The organism is Shewanella sp. 5_MG-2023, from assembly GCF_030547465.1.
Lineage (GTDB): Bacteria > Pseudomonadota > Gammaproteobacteria > Enterobacterales > Shewanellaceae > Shewanella.
This window is the reverse complement of the sequence record NZ_JAUORC010000014.1, coordinates 1-17,868: the sequence shown is the minus strand read 5'-3', so window position 1 is coordinate 17,868 and position 17,868 is coordinate 1. Positions and strand designations below refer to the sequence as shown.

Here is a 17,868-nt window from a genome sequence, read left to right as displayed (position 1 = left end):
AACTAGACTTATGGGTGCACTTGCTCAACATGTAAATGATTCAAGCGTTTTGATGACATAATAATGAGTAGCACCAGTGACAAGCCGCCCATTAATATCGCTACCGCATAAGGTGCGGTGATATCGGTCATTTGAATTAACGCCGCCAATACTGATGCGCCGCTCATTTGAATACAACCTAACATAGCTGCTGCCGTACCGGCGCGCTCACCAAAGGCTGATAATGCCATTGAAGTTGCTGGGCCGAGTAATATCGCAAAACCAATACATAGCAGCATCATAGGTAGCATAAAGCTAAAGCCTGCAGCTAAACCGGTTTCAGGTCCTACAAGTTGCATCACCACCTCAAGGACTGCCGCGATGAGCATCAAGGTTAATGCCACCACCACACCTGGGCGATTACCAATGCGCTTAACTAACACTGGCGCAGCAAAACAAGCCGCAATATTGACTGCCGCATTGAGGCCAAATAAGCCACTAAATGCCAACTCACTGACCCCTAGATGGCCAATTAACCACATAGGCGAATATGATACGTAGGTGATGATAGATGCCATTGCTGCCATACAGGTTGCAGCATAAAACATGAAGTGTGGGTCGCTTAATACTGGCTTGTAACGTCCCCAGCGATAAAGCTTACCGCTAGTGTCTGTGCTTGCTGGGCGAGTTTCAGGGAATTTAAAAATAACGATAGCCAATACGATGATGGCGTACAGCGCCATAAAGATAAAGGTTGAACGCCAGCCAAACTGCAGGGCTAATAAGCCGCCCAATGTTGGTGCCAGTGCCGGAATAACGCAAATAGCGCCATTTAAATAACTGTACATTTTGACGCTTTCTTGACTGGTATAACAGTCTCGAACCGCACTGAATACCACAATCGAAGTAGAACAAGCTGCCAAGCCTTGCAGAACACGTGCAAGTTGCAATACTTCAAACTCAACCGCCATCGCGCCAATTAGGCTGCTCACGCCATATAACACAATACCGAATAAGGCGATTGGCTTACGGCCAAAGCGATCGGCTAATGGGCCAATTAGGATTTGTCCCAGCCCCATGGCAAACAAAAACAACACTAATGTTGACTGAATTTGGCTACCACTTACCCCATACTCTAGCGCCATGGTTGGCATGGATGGTAAATATATATCGATGGCTAATGGGCTCAGTAGCACCATAAACATCAGTATTGGTAGCAGGTTACGTCTCATTGAATTGGTCTCTTACATTTCATGGTAATGATTAATTGGGCGGCATTTTAGACTACTCATGGTATGAATAGAAATGGTATTATTTCCTAAGTAAATTTCCCTTGAGGAATATCACATGAATATTGATAATCTCGCTAAAATAGACTTAAACCTGCTGGTCATTCTACAAGTCTTACTTGAAGAACAATCGGTCACTCGCGCCGCAAACCGCCTGCATTTAAGTCAGTCAGCGTTAAGCAAAAGCCTTAACCGACTACGGGCAACCTTAGACGACCCGCTATTTCAGCGTACAGCTCATGGGTTAAAGCCCACTGCCCATGCGGTAAATCTTGCCCAACAATTACCTCAACTTCTGCAAAGTTTGCATCAAATAGTGCAGCCACCAAGCTTTATTGCTGCCAGCAGCCACCAGCATTTTTCATTTGCCATGGTCGAAAGCGCCTACGAAACCTTGCTACCGTATTTTATCGGCACCATTTTAAGAGAAGCACCCAATGTAAAGTTAGACTCTTATGTGTGGACTGAAAAGTCGATGCAAGACTTACAGTTGGGGCAAATCGATTTTGGCATTGCAGGTCGTGATACTCATCCTCAAGCTGATTTGAAAATAGAGCAACTGCCTGATGGGATTAAATATCAGACCTTATTTAAAGATAGGCAAGTGTGCTTAATCCGCCAAGATCATCCGCTAATGGCACAAATTAAAGCCGGTCACTGGAATAGAGAGCTGTACCTGCAAATGGCTCATGTGCAGGTGCGCTGTGAAGGCAATGATTGGTGGGCGCTGGATTACCATCTTGCAGAGAAAAACTTACATCGGCGTATTAGCTCTACCGTGCCAGATTTTTATGGCGCTGCCAGTATTTGCGCCCACAGTGACTTAATTTTTACTTTGCCATCGAGCTTTGCAAGGCATGCTGCACTACTTTATCCACTGGTTGAAATTCCGCTACCATTTGAGTTTATGCCCATGGCCTATGTACTACTGTGGCATGAACGCAACAGCCAAGCGCCGGGTCACCTTTGGTTAAGAAATATCATTTGTGGCAGTGTAGAAGAAGCGATAAAACAAACGGCTGTCACGCAGGTTTAATCGCCCAATACTGCAATATAAGCCAGCCCATTTTTCATAACACAATCACTGACGATAAAATTTGGCTCAAATTGCTGCCCAGATTGCCGCAAAAATGCACAAACATTAACCATGATTAACGTGACCTAGGCGCTGGGATCATCGATAGTCATGCTTCAAGTATTAAATTCATCGTCATCCAGTGCTATTTTGATGACGATGTTCAAAGGTTATTTTAGGAGTAACAATGAACTTTAACCAAATGTTTAATCAAACAAATTTAAAACAGCGCCTAGGGAATTTTCACCCACTATTATCATTGCTATTAGTGATCGGGATTTCGTTGACCTCGTTAGTGTTATTACCGTTTTTACTGATGTTTGCTCTAGTCAGCTTCATCGGATTGAACTTATTAGGGCGTAAATACCTAGCCCCTAGAATGCAGCCTATTTTCAGCCAGCAGTCTCAAGCAAATGAGTTTTATCGTAGCAATCCCAACATGCAGCGAGAATCATCTATCTACAAATCAGAGATGTTCCGAAAAGCCAAACCCAGCAACACGGGTCGCACTTTCGAGCACAATCCTGATTAACAAGCTGCTTACCGTTTAGCTATACCAATGAAAACACCGCCAGCTGGCGGTGTTTTGGTATCTGGGATGTATGAAACGATTAAGCCAAAATATGCTGCGCATATTGCAATGACTTTAACTCTTGTTCACTGGGCTTAAGCCCAATCACATTATCAATTTGAATTTGCAGCGACAACCAAATGGGGTCAATAATTTCAGCTTGTTGTTCATTCGCATGCTGTTTTGCCAGCTTTAACAAGGATGCCGATTCCACCACATCAATGCGGCCTAACATGCCATCGGCCAAAGCGACACTCAGTTCAATCATAGCAGGGACACTGCGGCCATAATTGATCACATCACGTAAGTAGCGCTCGGCTAAACAGCCATCGCTACCCAAACCAGCATCGTCATTTAACATGTGCTGCGCGCGGGCAAACATGGCATCAAGCTGACCTTGCTCAGCCGCTTCTGCCAACCAATGCTCACTGGTATTAGCATCAGCCTCACAGCCTTCACCATTATGGAGCATTAAGGCTAAATGGTATTGCGCATGGGGATAACCTGTCTGGGCGGCTTTACTAATCCACTCAAATGCATCGGTTAACTGTTGCTGCTGATAATACAGTACCCCCAAATTCGACATCGCTTCTGCATTTTCTGCCACGGCGGCCTGTTCAAGCCAATTCGCGGCTAATGCCATATCCTGCGGAAACTGCTTAGAGCCCACTAAATAGAAATAACCCAATAAGGCTTTAGCTTCAATCACACCTGCTTGTGCTGCTTGCTCAATGGCTTGCTCGCCTTTTAGCGCGTCTTTATGACCACTGTAACCATGCAGTAGCGCCACACCGTGTTCAAATAAACCTTGATGATGCGCCGTTGCCGCAAGCTCAAACCAGTAAGCCGCCTGTTTAAAGGTGCTGATTGACTCGGCCTGTTCAAGTTCAGGTTGCTGCAGTGATTGCTCCTGCTCTTGTTGCATTAATGCTTTTGACTTGAGCGACATCCCCACCAGATATTGCGCTTGGGGATCATTATGCATGACAGCTTGATAACACAACTCTCGCCCAGCAAAAGAATCAAAAGCTTCAAATTTATATGCTGGCGCAGCTTTTTGGTGGACTTTCGGATATAGCAGCTCAATTAACCCTAAGCTATTTTTAATGGTTTTTTCAGCGAGCGTAACCAATTGCTCTTGGGTTAGATGGTATTTCTCAGGATGAGCGCCACGATTACCGTCACTACGTAATTTATGTAGCGCGCGCGTCGTAGGCACATCAATCAAGCGCATGCGATTTAACTGCTCGATGCGATCATATAAATTGGGGCTAGTGAATTTTAGCGACTGCTTAGCCGCGATTAACGCAGTAACTTGATGGGTAAAACTTCTGACAAACACCAAAGCCTGGGTGGGAATATCTCGCACATAGCTCTTGGCTTTAGTGTAATCTTCAACAATGTCAGGAGAGAAGCTGCCTATCAGCTCAATATCATTTAACACTTCGGGCAACTCCTCAAGGCTATCAACTCACTTAATTAGATTTCGGTATGATCGCTGTTGGTATCATCTTCGCTAACATCAGTGCTGCGATTAACCATATACAATCTGAATAAAGCCACGTTTACAAACAGGCCTAAGAATGCGAATACAGTGTCGATGATCACCTGTAGTGGAAAACCGCCAAATTCAGCGAGAGATAATACCGTACCGCCCACTAATGACAATGGAATATACATCATCAAAATAGCCATTGTTTTCAGCACAATAGGAGATGAAAACTTAAAGCTGTTCTTAATGGCTTCTAGTGGCGTTAGGCGCTCTACAATCACCATAAAGTTTACGTAAGCTAAACGGGCAAATAAATAGAAGCTTATCGCCAAACCTACAACCCAAAACGGCCCAAACACAGCAAACAGCATTACCGGCGCTAAAATCGCTAAACCAGAAAACACCCCAGCTAATAATAGCGGCGGCACGAAAGTGAAGCTGTTTTTCAATATCATCCCAGGGGTCACTTCATGACCACGAGATCGCACCTCTAGGTACAAGGTTAGCGCCGAAATCAACAGTGAAAAAATCAGCAATAACGCCATCATCGCAGCGCCATGCATTGCACCAAATTGTGGTACTTCTACTTCTGCCTGGGCTGCCAGTTCACTGCCTAACCATAATTGGATCACGACTTGGAGTAGCAGCAACGGTACTGTTAATGATGCTAATTGTACAATGTGGTTACGAAAGAAATTATATGCTTCAGTCAAAATTGCAGACAATGACATGGGGGTTCCAATAATCAAAAAAAGATAAATATACTGCTAAGGATACCGAAAAAAGCAGTTTTTTGCACAATTGATATCGTCATTAGACTGAAGTTCCCTAAATCAATTGTCACAATTCTGTTAATAGCGTTACAATGTTAACCAAAGTATCCAATTATTATTACCTACAGGACGGCCACAATGAAAATGACTCCCGCAGTAAGCCTTTTATTAACCGCATTTGCAGTCACCACACCCGCTCAAGCTGGATGGTTAGATAACATTTTTGGTAGTGATGAAGAAAAAGTTGAAACCGTCGCCGCTACTGAAGCGGTTGCTGATGCACAATCAACTGATTTAGTTGGTAATGTCATGTCACAGCTGGGGTTAAACCAGCAGCAAGCTGAAGGTGGTTTAGGGGCATTGCTAAGCTTAGCGCAATCTAACTTGGGCGATTCAGACTTTAGCCAAATTTCAGATAGCATTCCCGGTACTGATGCGCTATTGGCAGCAGTGCCAGCACTATCTTCAGATTCAGGTATGACAGGGTTATTGTCTCAAGCTGGTGATATTGGTAAGTCACTTGAAGGCGCGAGCATGGTATATGACACCTTTGAAGCACTTGGAATTAAAAAAGAATACGTGGCGCCTATGGTCGATATTGCCAAGTCTTATCTGGAAAGCAACGGCTCTGAAGGCACAGTTGATATGTTGATGAAAGGCCTTGGTTCAATCATGTAACCTTTGCGGTATCGTTAATGGATTAATTTTAATTAATGCCGAGCCATTCGCTCGGCATTATTGTCTCTGTTAAGCTAAAGTCATCACATAGGCTGACACAGCTGCATACATCGTTTTGTTTATTGGAGGCAATATGATTGCTAAATTAAAACAGTTCTTACAATCCCATACCCAAGCGACCACCCCAGAAGATCAAGCGCGTCAGCTTAATCTCGCTGCTGCCAGTTTATTACTTGAAGTCATGTACGCAGATGAAACCCTTGATGAGCAAGAGGTGGCCATGTTGCCAGCTATGCTCACTAAGAATCTCGGTTTGACTCTGCAAGCCGCTGATGAGCTCATCGCTGAAGCCAAATTGATTCAAGGCAATGCCACCTCATTGTACGAGTTTACCGCTGAAATAAACGCCCAATGCTCCATCGCCCAAAAACAGAAACTGTTACTGGGGATGTGGAAGCTTGCCTACTCCGACGGCAAACTGTGCCGCAATGAAGATCAAATCATTCGCCGCACCGCAGATTTGCTGCATTTAAAGCACAGTGAAGTTATTCAAATGCGTAATATCGCCATGGAGCAACGTTAAGGGCTCTTTGAGGGCCTAACTCGCGTCGAGGTAGCCTCACAAAATTAAGCTCTTATAGCTAATCACTTATTAGCGCCTTACGAGTTAAATGATTTTTCTGCCAATAGATGAAGGGCGCAACGGTCAGCACTAAGATGCACGAATACCACATATTCTCAGCGAGTGCGTAGCCCACTCCAATACAAAATACACAGCCCGCCACCACCAAAGGTAAGTAAGCTTTACTGAGTAACTTTGCCGCTGACAACATGGTTAATAAATAGATAATCACAAACACCCCATTACTCCAGGCAATCAGATCTTCAAGTTTCTGCGCAGTGATAAATGTCAGTACAATAACCATCACCATAGTCACTAAAATGGTCACCAATGCCCGCAAAGGTACGCCGTATGAGTTCAATTTTTCAAAATACTTGGGCAATATTCCTTGCTGGCTAAAACTCCAAAGTAGCCGCGCTGCACTGGCACAATATACATTTACCGTTGCCAAGCCACTTGCTATGCCTAATACACCGATAACTTGCGCCCCAATGGCAGGCACACCCAAACCGCTCAATAGCTGATTAAAAGCATGCACCATTGCAAGGCCCTCAGCTTCAGCTGGCACAATTAATAACAACAAGGTGCACACCAGATAAATAATCCCCACCAACACAGTGCCTAACATCATTGCTGGTAACATATCTTTTTTCGGGTCGCGAAAGTCATTGGCTAAATGGGTCATGGCTTCTATGCCTAAAAAGCTCCAAAAACCGATGCCCATGGCTAACATCACGCTCGCCGCTTCTGGTTTAGCGACTGCAGAGAGCGAGGTTAATTGCCCAAGGTTGGCGCCGCTGCTGCCAAATAGCACAGTCACTACAGCCACAATGGCCAGTGTTAGCCCAAACTGTAATTTGGCAGACACTTGAATGCCGCGATAATTAAGCAGCAATAACACAGCAACAATGGCGATTTCGGCGGCCAATTGCCCCCAACCTGTTATAGCAACCAGCGCATCCATAAATTGAAAGGTCATTAAAATGGCTGCGGGGGCGCCAATGGGGATCACTAATAAAAAAATCAGCCCTATGGTGCGCCCTGCTGTGATACCAAAGGCTTTTTCAATAAAATAAGCTGGCCCTGCGGCATGGGGGAAGCGACTTGCCAGCAAGCCAAATACCACTGCCACCGGCAATATGGCGACTGTGAGTATAATCCACGCCAGTAAAGCGCCACTCCCAGCCACCTCTATGGTCATCTGTGGCAATATAAATACCCCAGTGCCCAGCAAAGTGGTGGCCATCAGTCCTGCGCCTTGCCAGCGCCCTATGCTTGCTGTAATTTGATTCATTGTCTTTATCTATAGTGATATTTAGTAAGAGTATAAGCTGATAGCGCTTGTCAAACTGCAGCATATCACCTGCAAGATCACCGAACAAACCGACAAAATGACGGCATTTAGCTCAATAACCAACATAATGAGGGTTAGCCTTGGACAAGTTCGATCAATTAATCATTAACGCATTACGCCTTAATGCCCGCCAAAGCATTTCAAATATTGCTGAGCAAGTGAGTTTATCTCGCAGCGCAGTCACTGAACGCATCAAAAAGCTAGAACAAACCGGCGTGATCCGTGGTTATCAAGTGCTATTGAGCGAGTCACAAAAAGAAGGCGTTTCAGCGTATTTCGAAATCCAGCATGAACGCGCTAATTGCGCTGATGTAGTCCATGTTTTTCACGCGATTCCTGAAGTGATCACGTGCCAAGGCATTACCGGCGAAATGGATTTATTAGTGTATGTGAATGCCCCATCAATGAAGCGCTTACATCAAATTCGGGAATACATTGATGCCCAAGCCGATATCGTTAAAATCAAAACCCACGTGGTGATGAGTGAATGGATTAATAACCAGCCCAGTAATTAGGCTATTGGGTTAAATAAAAGCGGTTACTTCAATTGTAGCAATTTATCTGTTCCCCTTTACTGGCGCTATTTTTAGCTTATCAAGCTAGCTTTTTATAATTTTCCAACCGAAATCTTAGATATAGCAGCTTGATAGCGTTACACTTCTTAGTAACTGGTTTTCTATTAGGTTTATCAACATGCAATCACAGCCGACATCTGACATCAATTTACTTTGGGGCGCACTCATTTTAGAAGAGTTAGCCAGACTGGGTGTTAAACATGTTTGTATGGCGCCAGGCTCTCGCTCAACCCCATTAACCTTAGCCGCAGCGGCGCAGTCAAGCTTGCAATCTCATCTTCATTTTGACGAACGTGGGCTGGGTTTCATGGCGCTGGGCTTAGCTAAAGCCAGTCACAGCCCGGTGGCCATCATCACCACTTCTGGCACTGCGGTGGCGAATCTGTATCCCGCCATTATTGAAGCTTGGCTTACTCAGGTGCCGCTGATTATTTTAACTGGCGACAGGCCGCCTGAACTCATTGGCTGCGGCGCTAACCAAGCCATTAATCAGCCCGCCATTTTTACTGATTACGCTAAGCAAGTGAATTTACCGACGCCGGATCTTGCCATCAGCCCTAATACCTTGCTCACCACCATTGATGAAGCAGTGGCAAATTTAACCCAGCCAGTACATGTCAATTGCATGTACCGAGAGCCTCTGTATCCCACAGAGCTTCAAAGCCTAGGGCAATTAGCCCAATCAATGAGTGATTATGTAACGCCAATTACGCCATGGTTAAACCACTCTCACCCTTACACGGATTACGGCCAGTTAGCTCAAACCAATCTGCCTAGCCAAGACACTATGATGCGTTTTGCACACGGCAAAGGGATCATTGTGGCGGGAACCTTATCCCCCCAAGAAAACCCAAAGCAAATTATTGAATTATCTCAAAAACTGGGTTGGCCAATAGTCGCCGACGCGCAATCACAACTGAGGCAGCACCCCAGTGTTATTGGCCATATCGATCAACTGCTGCTAAATCCTAAAGCCAGTAAATTTATTGAACAAGCTGACCGCATTTTGGTGTTTGGTGGCCGCTTTATCTCTAAGCGTTTAATCAGCTTTATTGCTAATCATCAATGGCATAGCTATTGGCAGGTATTAGCAAACCAGCAACGACTGGATCCAAACCATCAATCAAAACGAATTTGGCAAGCCAGTATCACTGCCATGTGCAATAACAATTGGCCTCGCTCCTCTGCAGCTAATTGGGCGTTAAGCTTAGTTGAGCACAATCAAAACATTGAAGCATTACTGACGCAGCATATTGATCAAAGTAGTTTTGGTGAGCCGCAAGTGGTTCGGCATATCGCTCAGCAGCAAAGCGCATCACATCAATGGTTTATTGGTAATAGCTTGCCAATACGCTTATACGATATGTATGCACCAATCATTTGCGAGCTACCCGATATTTATACTAACCGCGGCGCATCGGGTATTGATGGCTTAATCGCTACCGCAACTGGGGTGGCATTAGCCAATAATCAGCCTACCACCTTGCTTATTGGGGATATTTCCAGTTTGCACGACTTAAACTCACTGGCGATGACCAAACACGTTAACAGCCCGTTTGTGATTGTGATTTTAAACAATGACGGCGGTAATATCTTTAACCTGCTGCCGGTACCCAATGATGCCGTTCGAGAGCAATATTACCGCTTAAGCCATGGCTTAGAATTTGGCTACGCAGCAGCCATGTTTGGTCTGGCCTATAATCAAGTGGATAGTTTAACGAGTTTTAATGAAGCCTACGCCGATGCGATGGGATATGCAGGCACCTCAGTCATTGAAGTGAATGTCAGCCCAACTCAGGCCAGCGATCAGATTAAACTCATCGGACAATGGGTGAGGCAGCACTAATGCCAATAATTAATCGTTTTGGCGACACCAATTTACCAGCACTGGTATTATTGCATGGTTTTTTGGGGTCAAAAGAAGACTGGCAAGCAAGCTTACAGATTTTAAGTCAGCACTTTCACTGTATCTGTATCGACTTACCAGGCCATGGTGACAATCAGCTAGAATTGCCAACCCCAGGCTTTGAAACGGCGGCGCAGTCTATTGTCGATAAAGTCATCCAGCTCGGTTATAGCCAATTTCATTTGTTAGGTTATTCATTAGGTGGCCGTATTGCACTGCACATTGCCAAGCTTTACCCCAAAGCAGTATTAAGTTTATTGCTGGAGTCAGCGCACTTAGGCTTAACCAGCAGCCGCGACAAACAAGCACGCCTCAAGCACGATCAAAAGTGGGCCGATAAGCTCGCCGTCGAACCTATTAGAGACTTTCTCGAGCAATGGTATCAACAGCCAGTATTTGCTAATTTAACCACGGACGCGAGAAAAAACCTGATTGCGATTCGCAGTAAAAACAATCCCCAAGCGCTGCTGCACTGTTTTAAAAGTACCTCGCTAGGGTTACAACAAAATGGCGAAAAAGTGCTGAAGCAATTACACTGCCCCGCCTACCTGTTAGTGGGAGAACAAGACAGTAAGTTCAGTCAACTTGCCCAGCAGTGGCAGCAAAAACTGCAACTTAACACAGTCACCATTGCTCATTGCGGTCACAATATCCATAAAGCGCAACCTAAGATGTTTGCCGCTAGGATCATCCAACTTTTAACCCCTTAAGGACATCATTCATGGCAACCGCTAACAGTAATAATAACCAGGTTTTAATGAATGCCCCACGTATTAGTCAGCTTGAGTTATATCGTTATCAAATTAACTTGGCGCCCCATTTACCCGTAGCTAAACAACGTATTGATATCCGCCACGGCTTAGTCATTGCAGCAAGTCTAACTAGCGGCCAACAAAGCTTTGTTGAAATAGCGCCACTGTCTGGCACTGACATTGAAGGCGTGGCGCTCAGCGGTTTTAGTCATGAATCACTTGACGCAGTTATCGAACAACTCACCACCCTATTACCACGCTTAATAGGCAGTAGCCTTACTCAAATTAATGAGATATTGGCATCTGCTGAGCTTTATCCATCCGCTGCATTTGGCTTAAGTTTATTAGCCCTTAAGCTTGATGGCGGGTTTGATCATCCCCAATATGATTATGCTCAATCAATGCAAAGTAAAATTGGCCTTTTCTATTATCAACCAGACTCAGATCTCAATAAGTTACGAGCAAAACTGGCCCAATTAGATAAACGCAGCTACTCAGTTAAAGTGAAAGTCGCCCAAGCCAGTATCGAGCAGGAAATAAAATATATTCATCAAATACTTGAGCTTAATCCAAAGCTTAAACTCCGTTTAGATGCCAACCAAGGCTTTACACCTGAGCAAGCCATTGAGTTTCTAGCGTGTTTGCCTAAAGCGGCCATTGAATATATTGAAGAGCCATGTAAAACCCCAGCAGAAAACCAACAGGTTTACCAAGCCCTTAAAATTCCTTTTGCTTTAGATGAAAGCTTAAACGACAGCAAGTATCAATTTGACATGCTTGAAGGTCTAACCGCGCTGGTAATTAAACCCACCATCATAGGCAGCATTAATCAATTAACAGGGTTAATTACCACGGCCAATAGCCATGGCGTGCGCTGCATTTTAAGCTCAAGTTTAGAGGCAAACCTTGGGATTAATGACTTGGCTAAATTAAGCTATATGCTGACTCCAGATGAAACCCCAGGACTCGATACCCTATCAAGCTTTAGTGAACCGCTTATTGATAAGCAAGGCCAACTGAATAAAGCGGTTTGTGTGCTACTGCAGCGCGAAACGATTTCTGAAGCGACGATCAATCAAGACGCTGATCTCAATCAAGCATCGACCCTTATTGCCGATAGCGAGCATTAATATGAATAACATGATATCGCCGCTGCACCAAACTGCTATTGAACATCCAAATGCAGTGGCAATCATCTTACCGAATAGCGCCGCTGAGCTCACAGCGGGTTTCAATAAAACCGCCAGTGCATCAACTGCGAGTAACGATACCCAAACCGCCATTAGCTATGCTCAGTTAAGTCAGCTGGTATTAGCATTGGCGCAGCAACTTAGCGGCCAAGGGGTTGCAAAAAATCATCGACTGGCCTGCATTAGTCGTAATAATCTGGAAATGATTTGCCTGTATTGGGCCTGTATTGATTTAGGGGCATTATTTTTTCCGATATCACCCCGTTTTCCTGCTGCGCAAATAAGCCAACTATGCCTGCGTTTTAACATCAATTACTATTGGTCTGAGGCTGATTTAACACCGCAATTAGCATCAGTATTAGCCACACAGGCACAGCCGCAACCTATCACAACTGAGGTGACATTTAAGCTTAACCTAAATACCAGTAAGCCACTCAGGCCCTTCGCTATCGACGCTAGCCAGCCAGTGAATGTTATTCTGACCTCTGGATCAAGTGGCACCCCAAAAGGAGTGGTTCATAGCCTTAGTAATCATATTGCTAGCGCCAAAGGCTCAGCTGAAAATATCAACCTAGATAAAGGGGATAGCTGGTTATTATCATTACCGCTATTTCATATTGGCGGCCTCGCCATTGTTAATCGCTGCGCCATCGCCGCTGCCACCATAGTACTCAGTACCGAGCAGCCTCTTGTTAAGCAATTAGCCCAAACGCCATTAAGCCACTTATCGTTAGTATCTGCCCAGCTAAGCCAGATTTTAGACACTGATGCGACAGTACTTAAACATGTAAAAGCATTATTGCTCGGTGGCGGCGCGATCGATCTGCTACTGGTTAAACAGCTAGCTCAGTTACACATCAGCGCTTTTTGCAGTTACGGCATGTCAGAGATGAGCTCACAAATCACTACCGCGGCCATTAATAGCGCTAATCATTTAGGTACAGCGCTGCCACAGCGGCAATTAAAGCTAGTTGATGGGGTAATTTGGGTCAAAGGCCCATGTTTATTTTTAGGCTATTTACAAGCAAGCCCTGATCACACCCTAAGCGCTTCACAGCAGCGAGCAGAGCCCATACTTGAGCGTCCTGTTGATGAGAACGGTTGGTTTTGCACTAATGACCAAGGCCAATTTGATGACCAAGGTCAGTTACATTTACTGGGCCGCGTAGACAATATGTTTATCTGTGGTGGTGAAAATATTCACCCAGAAGAAATTGAAGCCGCCTTAAGGGCTCACCCTGATATCGCTCAGGCCATTGTGTTTGGCCAATATGATGCTAAATTTAGCTTGCTACCAGCAGCAATTATTCAATTTAAAGCTCCCCAAGCCCAGCTAACAACCGAGGTTATTGGCAGCATTGAAGCACTGCTATTAAAGTTTATCGCTCGCTTTAAGCGCCCGCGTCACTATTACCCTTGGCCCGATAATATTGAGTCCGCCAGTTTAAAAATACCTCGCAAACAGATCATTGCTGCGGTTAAGAGCCAATATAACCTCGACTCACTTTAGGCTGTTTTATCACGGCTTTCAGCTAATAACAGCTTTAGTTGAAAGCTAATTTTTAGCCACAAAAAAACCTGCCGTAGCAGGTTTTAGTTTTAAGCGAGATTGAAGTGAATCAACCCGAGGCTAAGTTAGATTTCCATACAAGATTTAAGCTTGGTCATGGCATTCTTTTCAAGCTGTCTAATGCGCTCTGCAGACACTTGGTAAGTAGCGGCTAATTCTTGTAGTGTTGTCTTGTCATCATCTAACCAACGCGCTCTTAAAATATGTTGGCTACGTTCATCAAGGGTTTTAATTGCCGAGAATAAACGCGCTTGAGAGTCTGACTCCCAATTTTGATTTTCAACTTCAAGTGCAACATCGGAAGAATGATCTTCTAAATAATGAACTGGGGCAAAATCCACACCGCTGTCATCATCATTGTCGCTGGCTAAATCAAATGCAGGATCTTGAGCCGCCATACGCGACTCCATCTCAGTGACGTCTTTTTTAGACACCCCAAGGTTTTCGGCAACCATGCCGACTTCTTCATCACTAAACCAGCCTAAACGCTTTTTGGTTTTACGAATGTTGAAGAATAATTTACGTTGCGCTTTGGTGGTGGCAACTTTCACAATACGCCAGTTTTTAAGCACGTATTCATGAATTTCAGCTTTAATCCAATGCACAGCAAAAGACACCAAGCGCACACCAACACCAGGATCAAAACGTTTTACCGCTTTCATCAAACCAATGTTGCCTTCTTGAATAAGGTCCGCCTGTGGCAAACCATATCCTGAATAACCTTTAGCCACATGCACTACAAAGCGCAGGTGCGACATAATCAGTTTTTTTGCCGCTTGTAGATCGCCAGTTTCTTGCAAACGCTTGGCTAACTCATGCTCTTCTTCGGCCCCAAGCATTTCGATGCCTGTGACTGACTGCATATAAGCTTCTAAGCTGCTACTACCTCTAGGGACAGTAAGTGACATAGATTGCGATTGAAAGGCCATTGGCGCTCCTACATTAACAACATTAAAACGGTCTATTGCTCATTATACAGCTAGCTGGCGGCAATAGCTTGTGAACTATCTATGATATGGCGACATATGTCAACATGGCGACCAGATTAGTTGGTGCACATTTTTTGTGCTAATTTATACTCGACTGAAAACACATCGATTACAAGTTAATAAAAATTCATCAAAGCCGCGATCAACTTAGCTATTACGCGATCAATTTAGCTATTAAATGATACCAACCAAGCCCTAAGAAGGTTCAATGGCACGTAAATGCTGCCTTACCGATAAGTATGAACCTAGCCAGCCTAAAAACGAGGCAAGTAGCACTAACTTAATTAGCTCAGAGAAACTCAAGGCTTGAATTTGCAACTGGCTACCATAAAGACCTAACAACTCAGCTAAAGCAGAATCAAGATACCAGACTAATAAATTGATAATAACCCAAGCTAACACGCCGCCAATCACCCCATACCAAATACCGGTATAAAGAAACGGCCGTTGAATAAAAGACTCTGTGGCGCCGACCAGTTTCATGACTTCAATTTCAGTACGGCGATTCATAATGGCTAAGCGAATAGTATTGCCAATCACTAACACCACTGCTAATACCAGTAACGCAGCAATGGCGAGTACCGTGCGCTCAATTAACCTGACCATGGCTTGCAGGCGCTCAAGCCATTCAATATCTAAACGGCCAAAGCTCACTTCAGGCTCACGCTCAAGCTTTACTAATAGTTGTCTTGCCCCTTCAGGGCTCGAGTGACGCGCCAAAGGTGTTACCACCACCACGGCTGGCAACGGGTTACTATCAAGGTAAGATAATGCTTCGCCAAAGCCTGATAAGCGCTGAAACTCTTCTAGCGCTTGCTCGCGGTTTATATAGTCAACCGCATCAACTTCAGCGTATACATTAATACGGCGGATTAAATTTTGAATAGATTGCTCACTGCGGCCTTCGTTAATAAATAACGATATTTCAGCAGCATTATTCCATGACTGGGTGATGTTCTCGGCATTTTTAACCAGTACTTGCAAAGCTGCAGGTAAGCTTAAGCTCACCCCAAGTACCGCCATGGTCATCACAGAGGACACCGGGTTGCGCCACAGCTCGCCCACACTCGCCATTGCTTGCTGAATGTGGCGCACAAAAAACATCACTACTCGACCCGTAAAAGGCAGCTTACTGGCGGTAATTTTAACTTTTCTGGTCATTATACTTGCCCTTCTGTGGTCGCAGAATAGAGCTCGTCATTGCCAAGCATTTTGCCCTGACGCAGGGTTAAGGTGCGGTATTTCATCCGGGCAATCAAGCCTAAGTCATGGGTGGCAATCAGCACGCTAGTGCCAGAATCATGGAAGGTTTCGAATAATCTTAAGATATCCATCGATAACTTAGGATCTAAGTTACCTGTGGGTTCATCGGCCAGTAATAAAGGCGGTTTGTTGACAATGGCGCGGGCAATACCAACACGTTGTTGCTCACCGCCAGATAGCATGATGGGCAAATGACGCTCTTTGCCATACAGCCCCACCATGTCGAGTGCGCCAGCAACTCTTTTGCGGATCTCGCCGTGGGAGAAGCCTTCAATCACTAATGGCAGCGCAATATTATCAAATACGCTTTTATCCATTAATAAGTGGTGGTTTTGAAAAATCATGCCGATATTGCGACGTAAATACGGCACATGCTTTTTCCCTAACTTGGCAATATCATGACCATTAATCGATACTTTACCGGCACTGGCTCGCTCAATCACAGTGATCAATTTGAGCAAGGTACTTTTACCTGCGCCAGAATGTCCGGTTAAAAAGGCCATTTCCCCTTGTTGGAGGTGAAAATTAACTTCTGAGAGTGCTTTTTGGCCACCCGGATAAATCTTACTGACTTGCTCAAACTGGATCATAAATGACTATTCTGCCTTTTCCTGACTAAATAATGCTTCGATGAAATCGCTGGAATTAAAAGTACGTAAGTCATCAATTTGCTCACCAACACCTATGTGTCGGATCGGAATATTAAACTTATCAGCAATGGCGAAAATAACCCCACCTTTTGCAGTACCATCTAATTTACTAATGGTGATCCCCGTTACCCCAACGGCTTCTTGGAATAACTGCGCCTGGCTAATGGCATTTTGCCCGGTACTTGCATCTAGCGTTAGCATCACCTCGTGAGGCGCATTAGGGTCTAATTTTTTCATGACGCGAACAACTTTTTTCAGCTCTTCCATCAAATGACTCTTATTTTGTAAACGCCCTGCCGTATCGGCAATCAGTACGTCAACATTACGCGCTTTGGCAGCTTGTAATGCATCAAATAATACCGAGGCACTGTCTGCGCCGGTATGTTGGGCAATCACTGGGATGTCATTACGTTGTCCCCAAACCTGTAATTGCTCAACGGCTGCTGCACGGAAGGTATCACCAGCCGCTAACATGACAGATTTGCCTTGTTTTTGATACTGTTTTGCTAATTTACCAATGGTGGTAGTTTTACCCACGCCATTGACGCCGACCATTAAAATAACAAATGGGCCGTCTGCATTTTCAGGCACTAAAGGGACTGCCACTGGATCGAGAATAGTTTGTAATTCGTCTCGTAATAAATCATATAGCGCTTCGGCATCTTTAAGTTGCTTACGTGATGCTTGTGAGGTCAAATTATCAATCAGGCGAGTGGTGGTTTCGACGCCCACATCGGCAATCAATAATTGCTCTTCGAGTTCTTCGAATAAGTCATCGTCAATTTTTTTACCGCGGAAGATCCCCATAAAGCCGCTACCAATGTTTTCACTGGTTCGCAGTAATCCACGCTTTAAGCGGGCAAATAAGCCCTCTTTTACCGGTTTAGCCTGAGGCTCATCCACTTGCTCTTGCTCAACGTCAGCCGCTTCGGCTTCTGCTGCCAATCGAGCTTGCTCTTGGTCAGCAAGACGCTGCTGCTCTGCTGCACGTTCAGCTTCTAGTGCAATACGCGCCGCTTCGGCTTCTGCTGCCAATCGAGCTTGTTCTTCGTCAGCAAGACGTTGCTGCTCTGCTGCACGTTCAGCTTCTAATGCAATACGCGCCGCTTCGGCTTCTGCTGCCAATCGAGCTTGCTCTTG

The 17,868-nt window shown here is 44.9% G+C and carries 17 protein-coding genes; 9 read left to right on the top strand and 8 right to left on the bottom strand.

Annotated elements, in window-relative coordinates; genetic code table 11:
- Positions 1-8 precede the first annotated feature (8 nt).
- A complete protein-coding gene (locus Q4557_RS09810) occupies positions 9-1,211 on the bottom strand; it encodes a multidrug effflux MFS transporter (protein ID WP_102440159.1) in 1,203 nt (400 codons plus the stop codon).
- A gap of 115 nt (positions 1,212-1,326) precedes the next feature.
- Between Q4557_RS09810 and Q4557_RS09805 the strand changes: the two genes are divergently transcribed.
- Together Q4557_RS09805 and Q4557_RS09800 are read left to right on the top strand one after the other, a co-directional pair.
- A complete protein-coding gene (locus Q4557_RS09805; RefSeq protein ID WP_102440158.1) occupies positions 1,327-2,304 on the top strand; it encodes a LysR family transcriptional regulator in 978 nt (325 codons plus the stop codon).
- A 226-nt stretch (positions 2,305-2,530) separates the two neighbouring features.
- Positions 2,531-2,875 (top strand): hypothetical protein, encoded by a 345-nt coding sequence (locus Q4557_RS09800; RefSeq protein ID WP_102440157.1) that lies wholly within the window; start codon positions 2,531-2,533, stop codon positions 2,873-2,875.
- A 79-nt stretch (positions 2,876-2,954) separates the two neighbouring features.
- On the opposite strand, the gene Q4557_RS09795 is transcribed toward Q4557_RS09800, so the two are convergent.
- A complete protein-coding gene (locus Q4557_RS09795) occupies positions 2,955-4,358 on the bottom strand; it encodes a tetratricopeptide repeat protein (protein ID WP_102440156.1) in 1,404 nt (467 codons plus the stop codon).
- 35 nt (positions 4,359-4,393) lie between these two features.
- On the bottom strand, positions 4,394-5,137 hold the full coding sequence (locus Q4557_RS09790; protein WP_102440155.1) for a hypothetical protein: 744 nt from the start codon (positions 5,135-5,137) through the stop codon (positions 4,394-4,396).
- 180 nt (positions 5,138-5,317) lie between these two features.
- On the opposite strand from Q4557_RS09790, the gene Q4557_RS09785 reads away from it, so the two are divergent.
- Together Q4557_RS09785 and Q4557_RS09780 are read left to right on the top strand one after the other, a co-directional pair.
- Positions 5,318-5,857, top strand: coding sequence for a DUF2780 domain-containing protein (locus Q4557_RS09785; protein WP_102440154.1), 540 nt, complete (start codon positions 5,318-5,320; stop codon positions 5,855-5,857).
- A 133-nt stretch (positions 5,858-5,990) separates the two neighbouring features.
- A complete protein-coding gene (locus Q4557_RS09780) occupies positions 5,991-6,440 on the top strand; it encodes a TerB family tellurite resistance protein (protein ID WP_102440153.1) in 450 nt (149 codons plus the stop codon).
- A 58-nt stretch (positions 6,441-6,498) separates the two neighbouring features.
- Here the strand turns inward: Q4557_RS09780 and yjeH are convergent, their stop codons facing one another.
- Positions 6,499-7,773 carry an L-methionine/branched-chain amino acid transporter gene (gene yjeH, locus Q4557_RS09775; protein ID WP_303412384.1) on the bottom strand — a complete coding sequence of 425 codons (1,275 nt, stop codon included), beginning with the start codon at positions 7,771-7,773 and terminating at the stop codon, positions 6,499-6,501.
- A gap of 140 nt (positions 7,774-7,913) precedes the next feature.
- Between yjeH and Q4557_RS09770 the strand changes: the two genes are divergently transcribed.
- From Q4557_RS09770 to menE, 5 genes are all read left to right on the top strand, one after another.
- Positions 7,914-8,348, top strand: coding sequence for an Lrp/AsnC family transcriptional regulator (locus tag Q4557_RS09770; protein WP_102440151.1), 435 nt, complete (start codon positions 7,914-7,916; stop codon positions 8,346-8,348).
- Between the two features lie 178 nt (positions 8,349-8,526).
- Positions 8,527-10,254 carry a 2-succinyl-5-enolpyruvyl-6-hydroxy-3-cyclohexene-1-carboxylic-acid synthase gene (gene menD, locus Q4557_RS09765; protein ID WP_303412382.1) on the top strand — a complete coding sequence of 576 codons (1,728 nt, stop codon included), beginning with the start codon at positions 8,527-8,529 and terminating at the stop codon, positions 10,252-10,254.
- Positions 10,254-11,024, top strand: coding sequence for a 2-succinyl-6-hydroxy-2,4-cyclohexadiene-1-carboxylate synthase (gene menH / locus Q4557_RS09760; RefSeq protein WP_102440149.1), 771 nt, complete (start codon positions 10,254-10,256; stop codon positions 11,022-11,024). The genes menD and menH overlap by 1 nt, the downstream gene beginning before the upstream one ends.
- A gap of 11 nt (positions 11,025-11,035) precedes the next feature.
- On the top strand, positions 11,036-12,196 hold the full coding sequence (gene menC / locus Q4557_RS09755) for an o-succinylbenzoate synthase (RefSeq protein ID WP_241903580.1): 1,161 nt from the start codon (positions 11,036-11,038) through the stop codon (positions 12,194-12,196).
- A gap of 1 nt (position 12,197) precedes the next feature.
- Positions 12,198-13,766 carry an o-succinylbenzoate--CoA ligase gene (gene menE / locus Q4557_RS09750; RefSeq protein ID WP_102476597.1) on the top strand — a complete coding sequence of 523 codons (1,569 nt, stop codon included), beginning with the start codon at positions 12,198-12,200 and terminating at the stop codon, positions 13,764-13,766.
- Positions 13,767-13,891: 125 nt separating this feature from the next.
- On the opposite strand, the gene rpoH is transcribed toward menE, so the two are convergent.
- From rpoH to ftsY, 4 genes are all read right to left on the bottom strand, one after another.
- On the bottom strand, positions 13,892-14,755 hold the full coding sequence (gene rpoH, locus Q4557_RS09745; protein ID WP_102440147.1) for an RNA polymerase sigma factor RpoH: 864 nt from the start codon (positions 14,753-14,755) through the stop codon (positions 13,892-13,894).
- A gap of 255 nt (positions 14,756-15,010) precedes the next feature.
- On the bottom strand, positions 15,011-15,976 hold the full coding sequence (gene ftsX / locus Q4557_RS09740) for a permease-like cell division protein FtsX (RefSeq protein ID WP_102440146.1): 966 nt from the start codon (positions 15,974-15,976) through the stop codon (positions 15,011-15,013).
- On the bottom strand, positions 15,976-16,668 hold the full coding sequence (ftsE, locus tag Q4557_RS09735; protein WP_076538182.1) for a cell division ATP-binding protein FtsE: 693 nt from the start codon (positions 16,666-16,668) through the stop codon (positions 15,976-15,978). Before ftsE ends, ftsX begins: the two co-directional genes overlap by 1 nt.
- 6 nt (positions 16,669-16,674) lie before the next feature.
- Positions 16,675-17,868: signal recognition particle-docking protein FtsY (gene ftsY / locus Q4557_RS09730; protein WP_303412374.1), on the bottom strand; the 1,194-nt coding region annotated here is incomplete at its 5' end.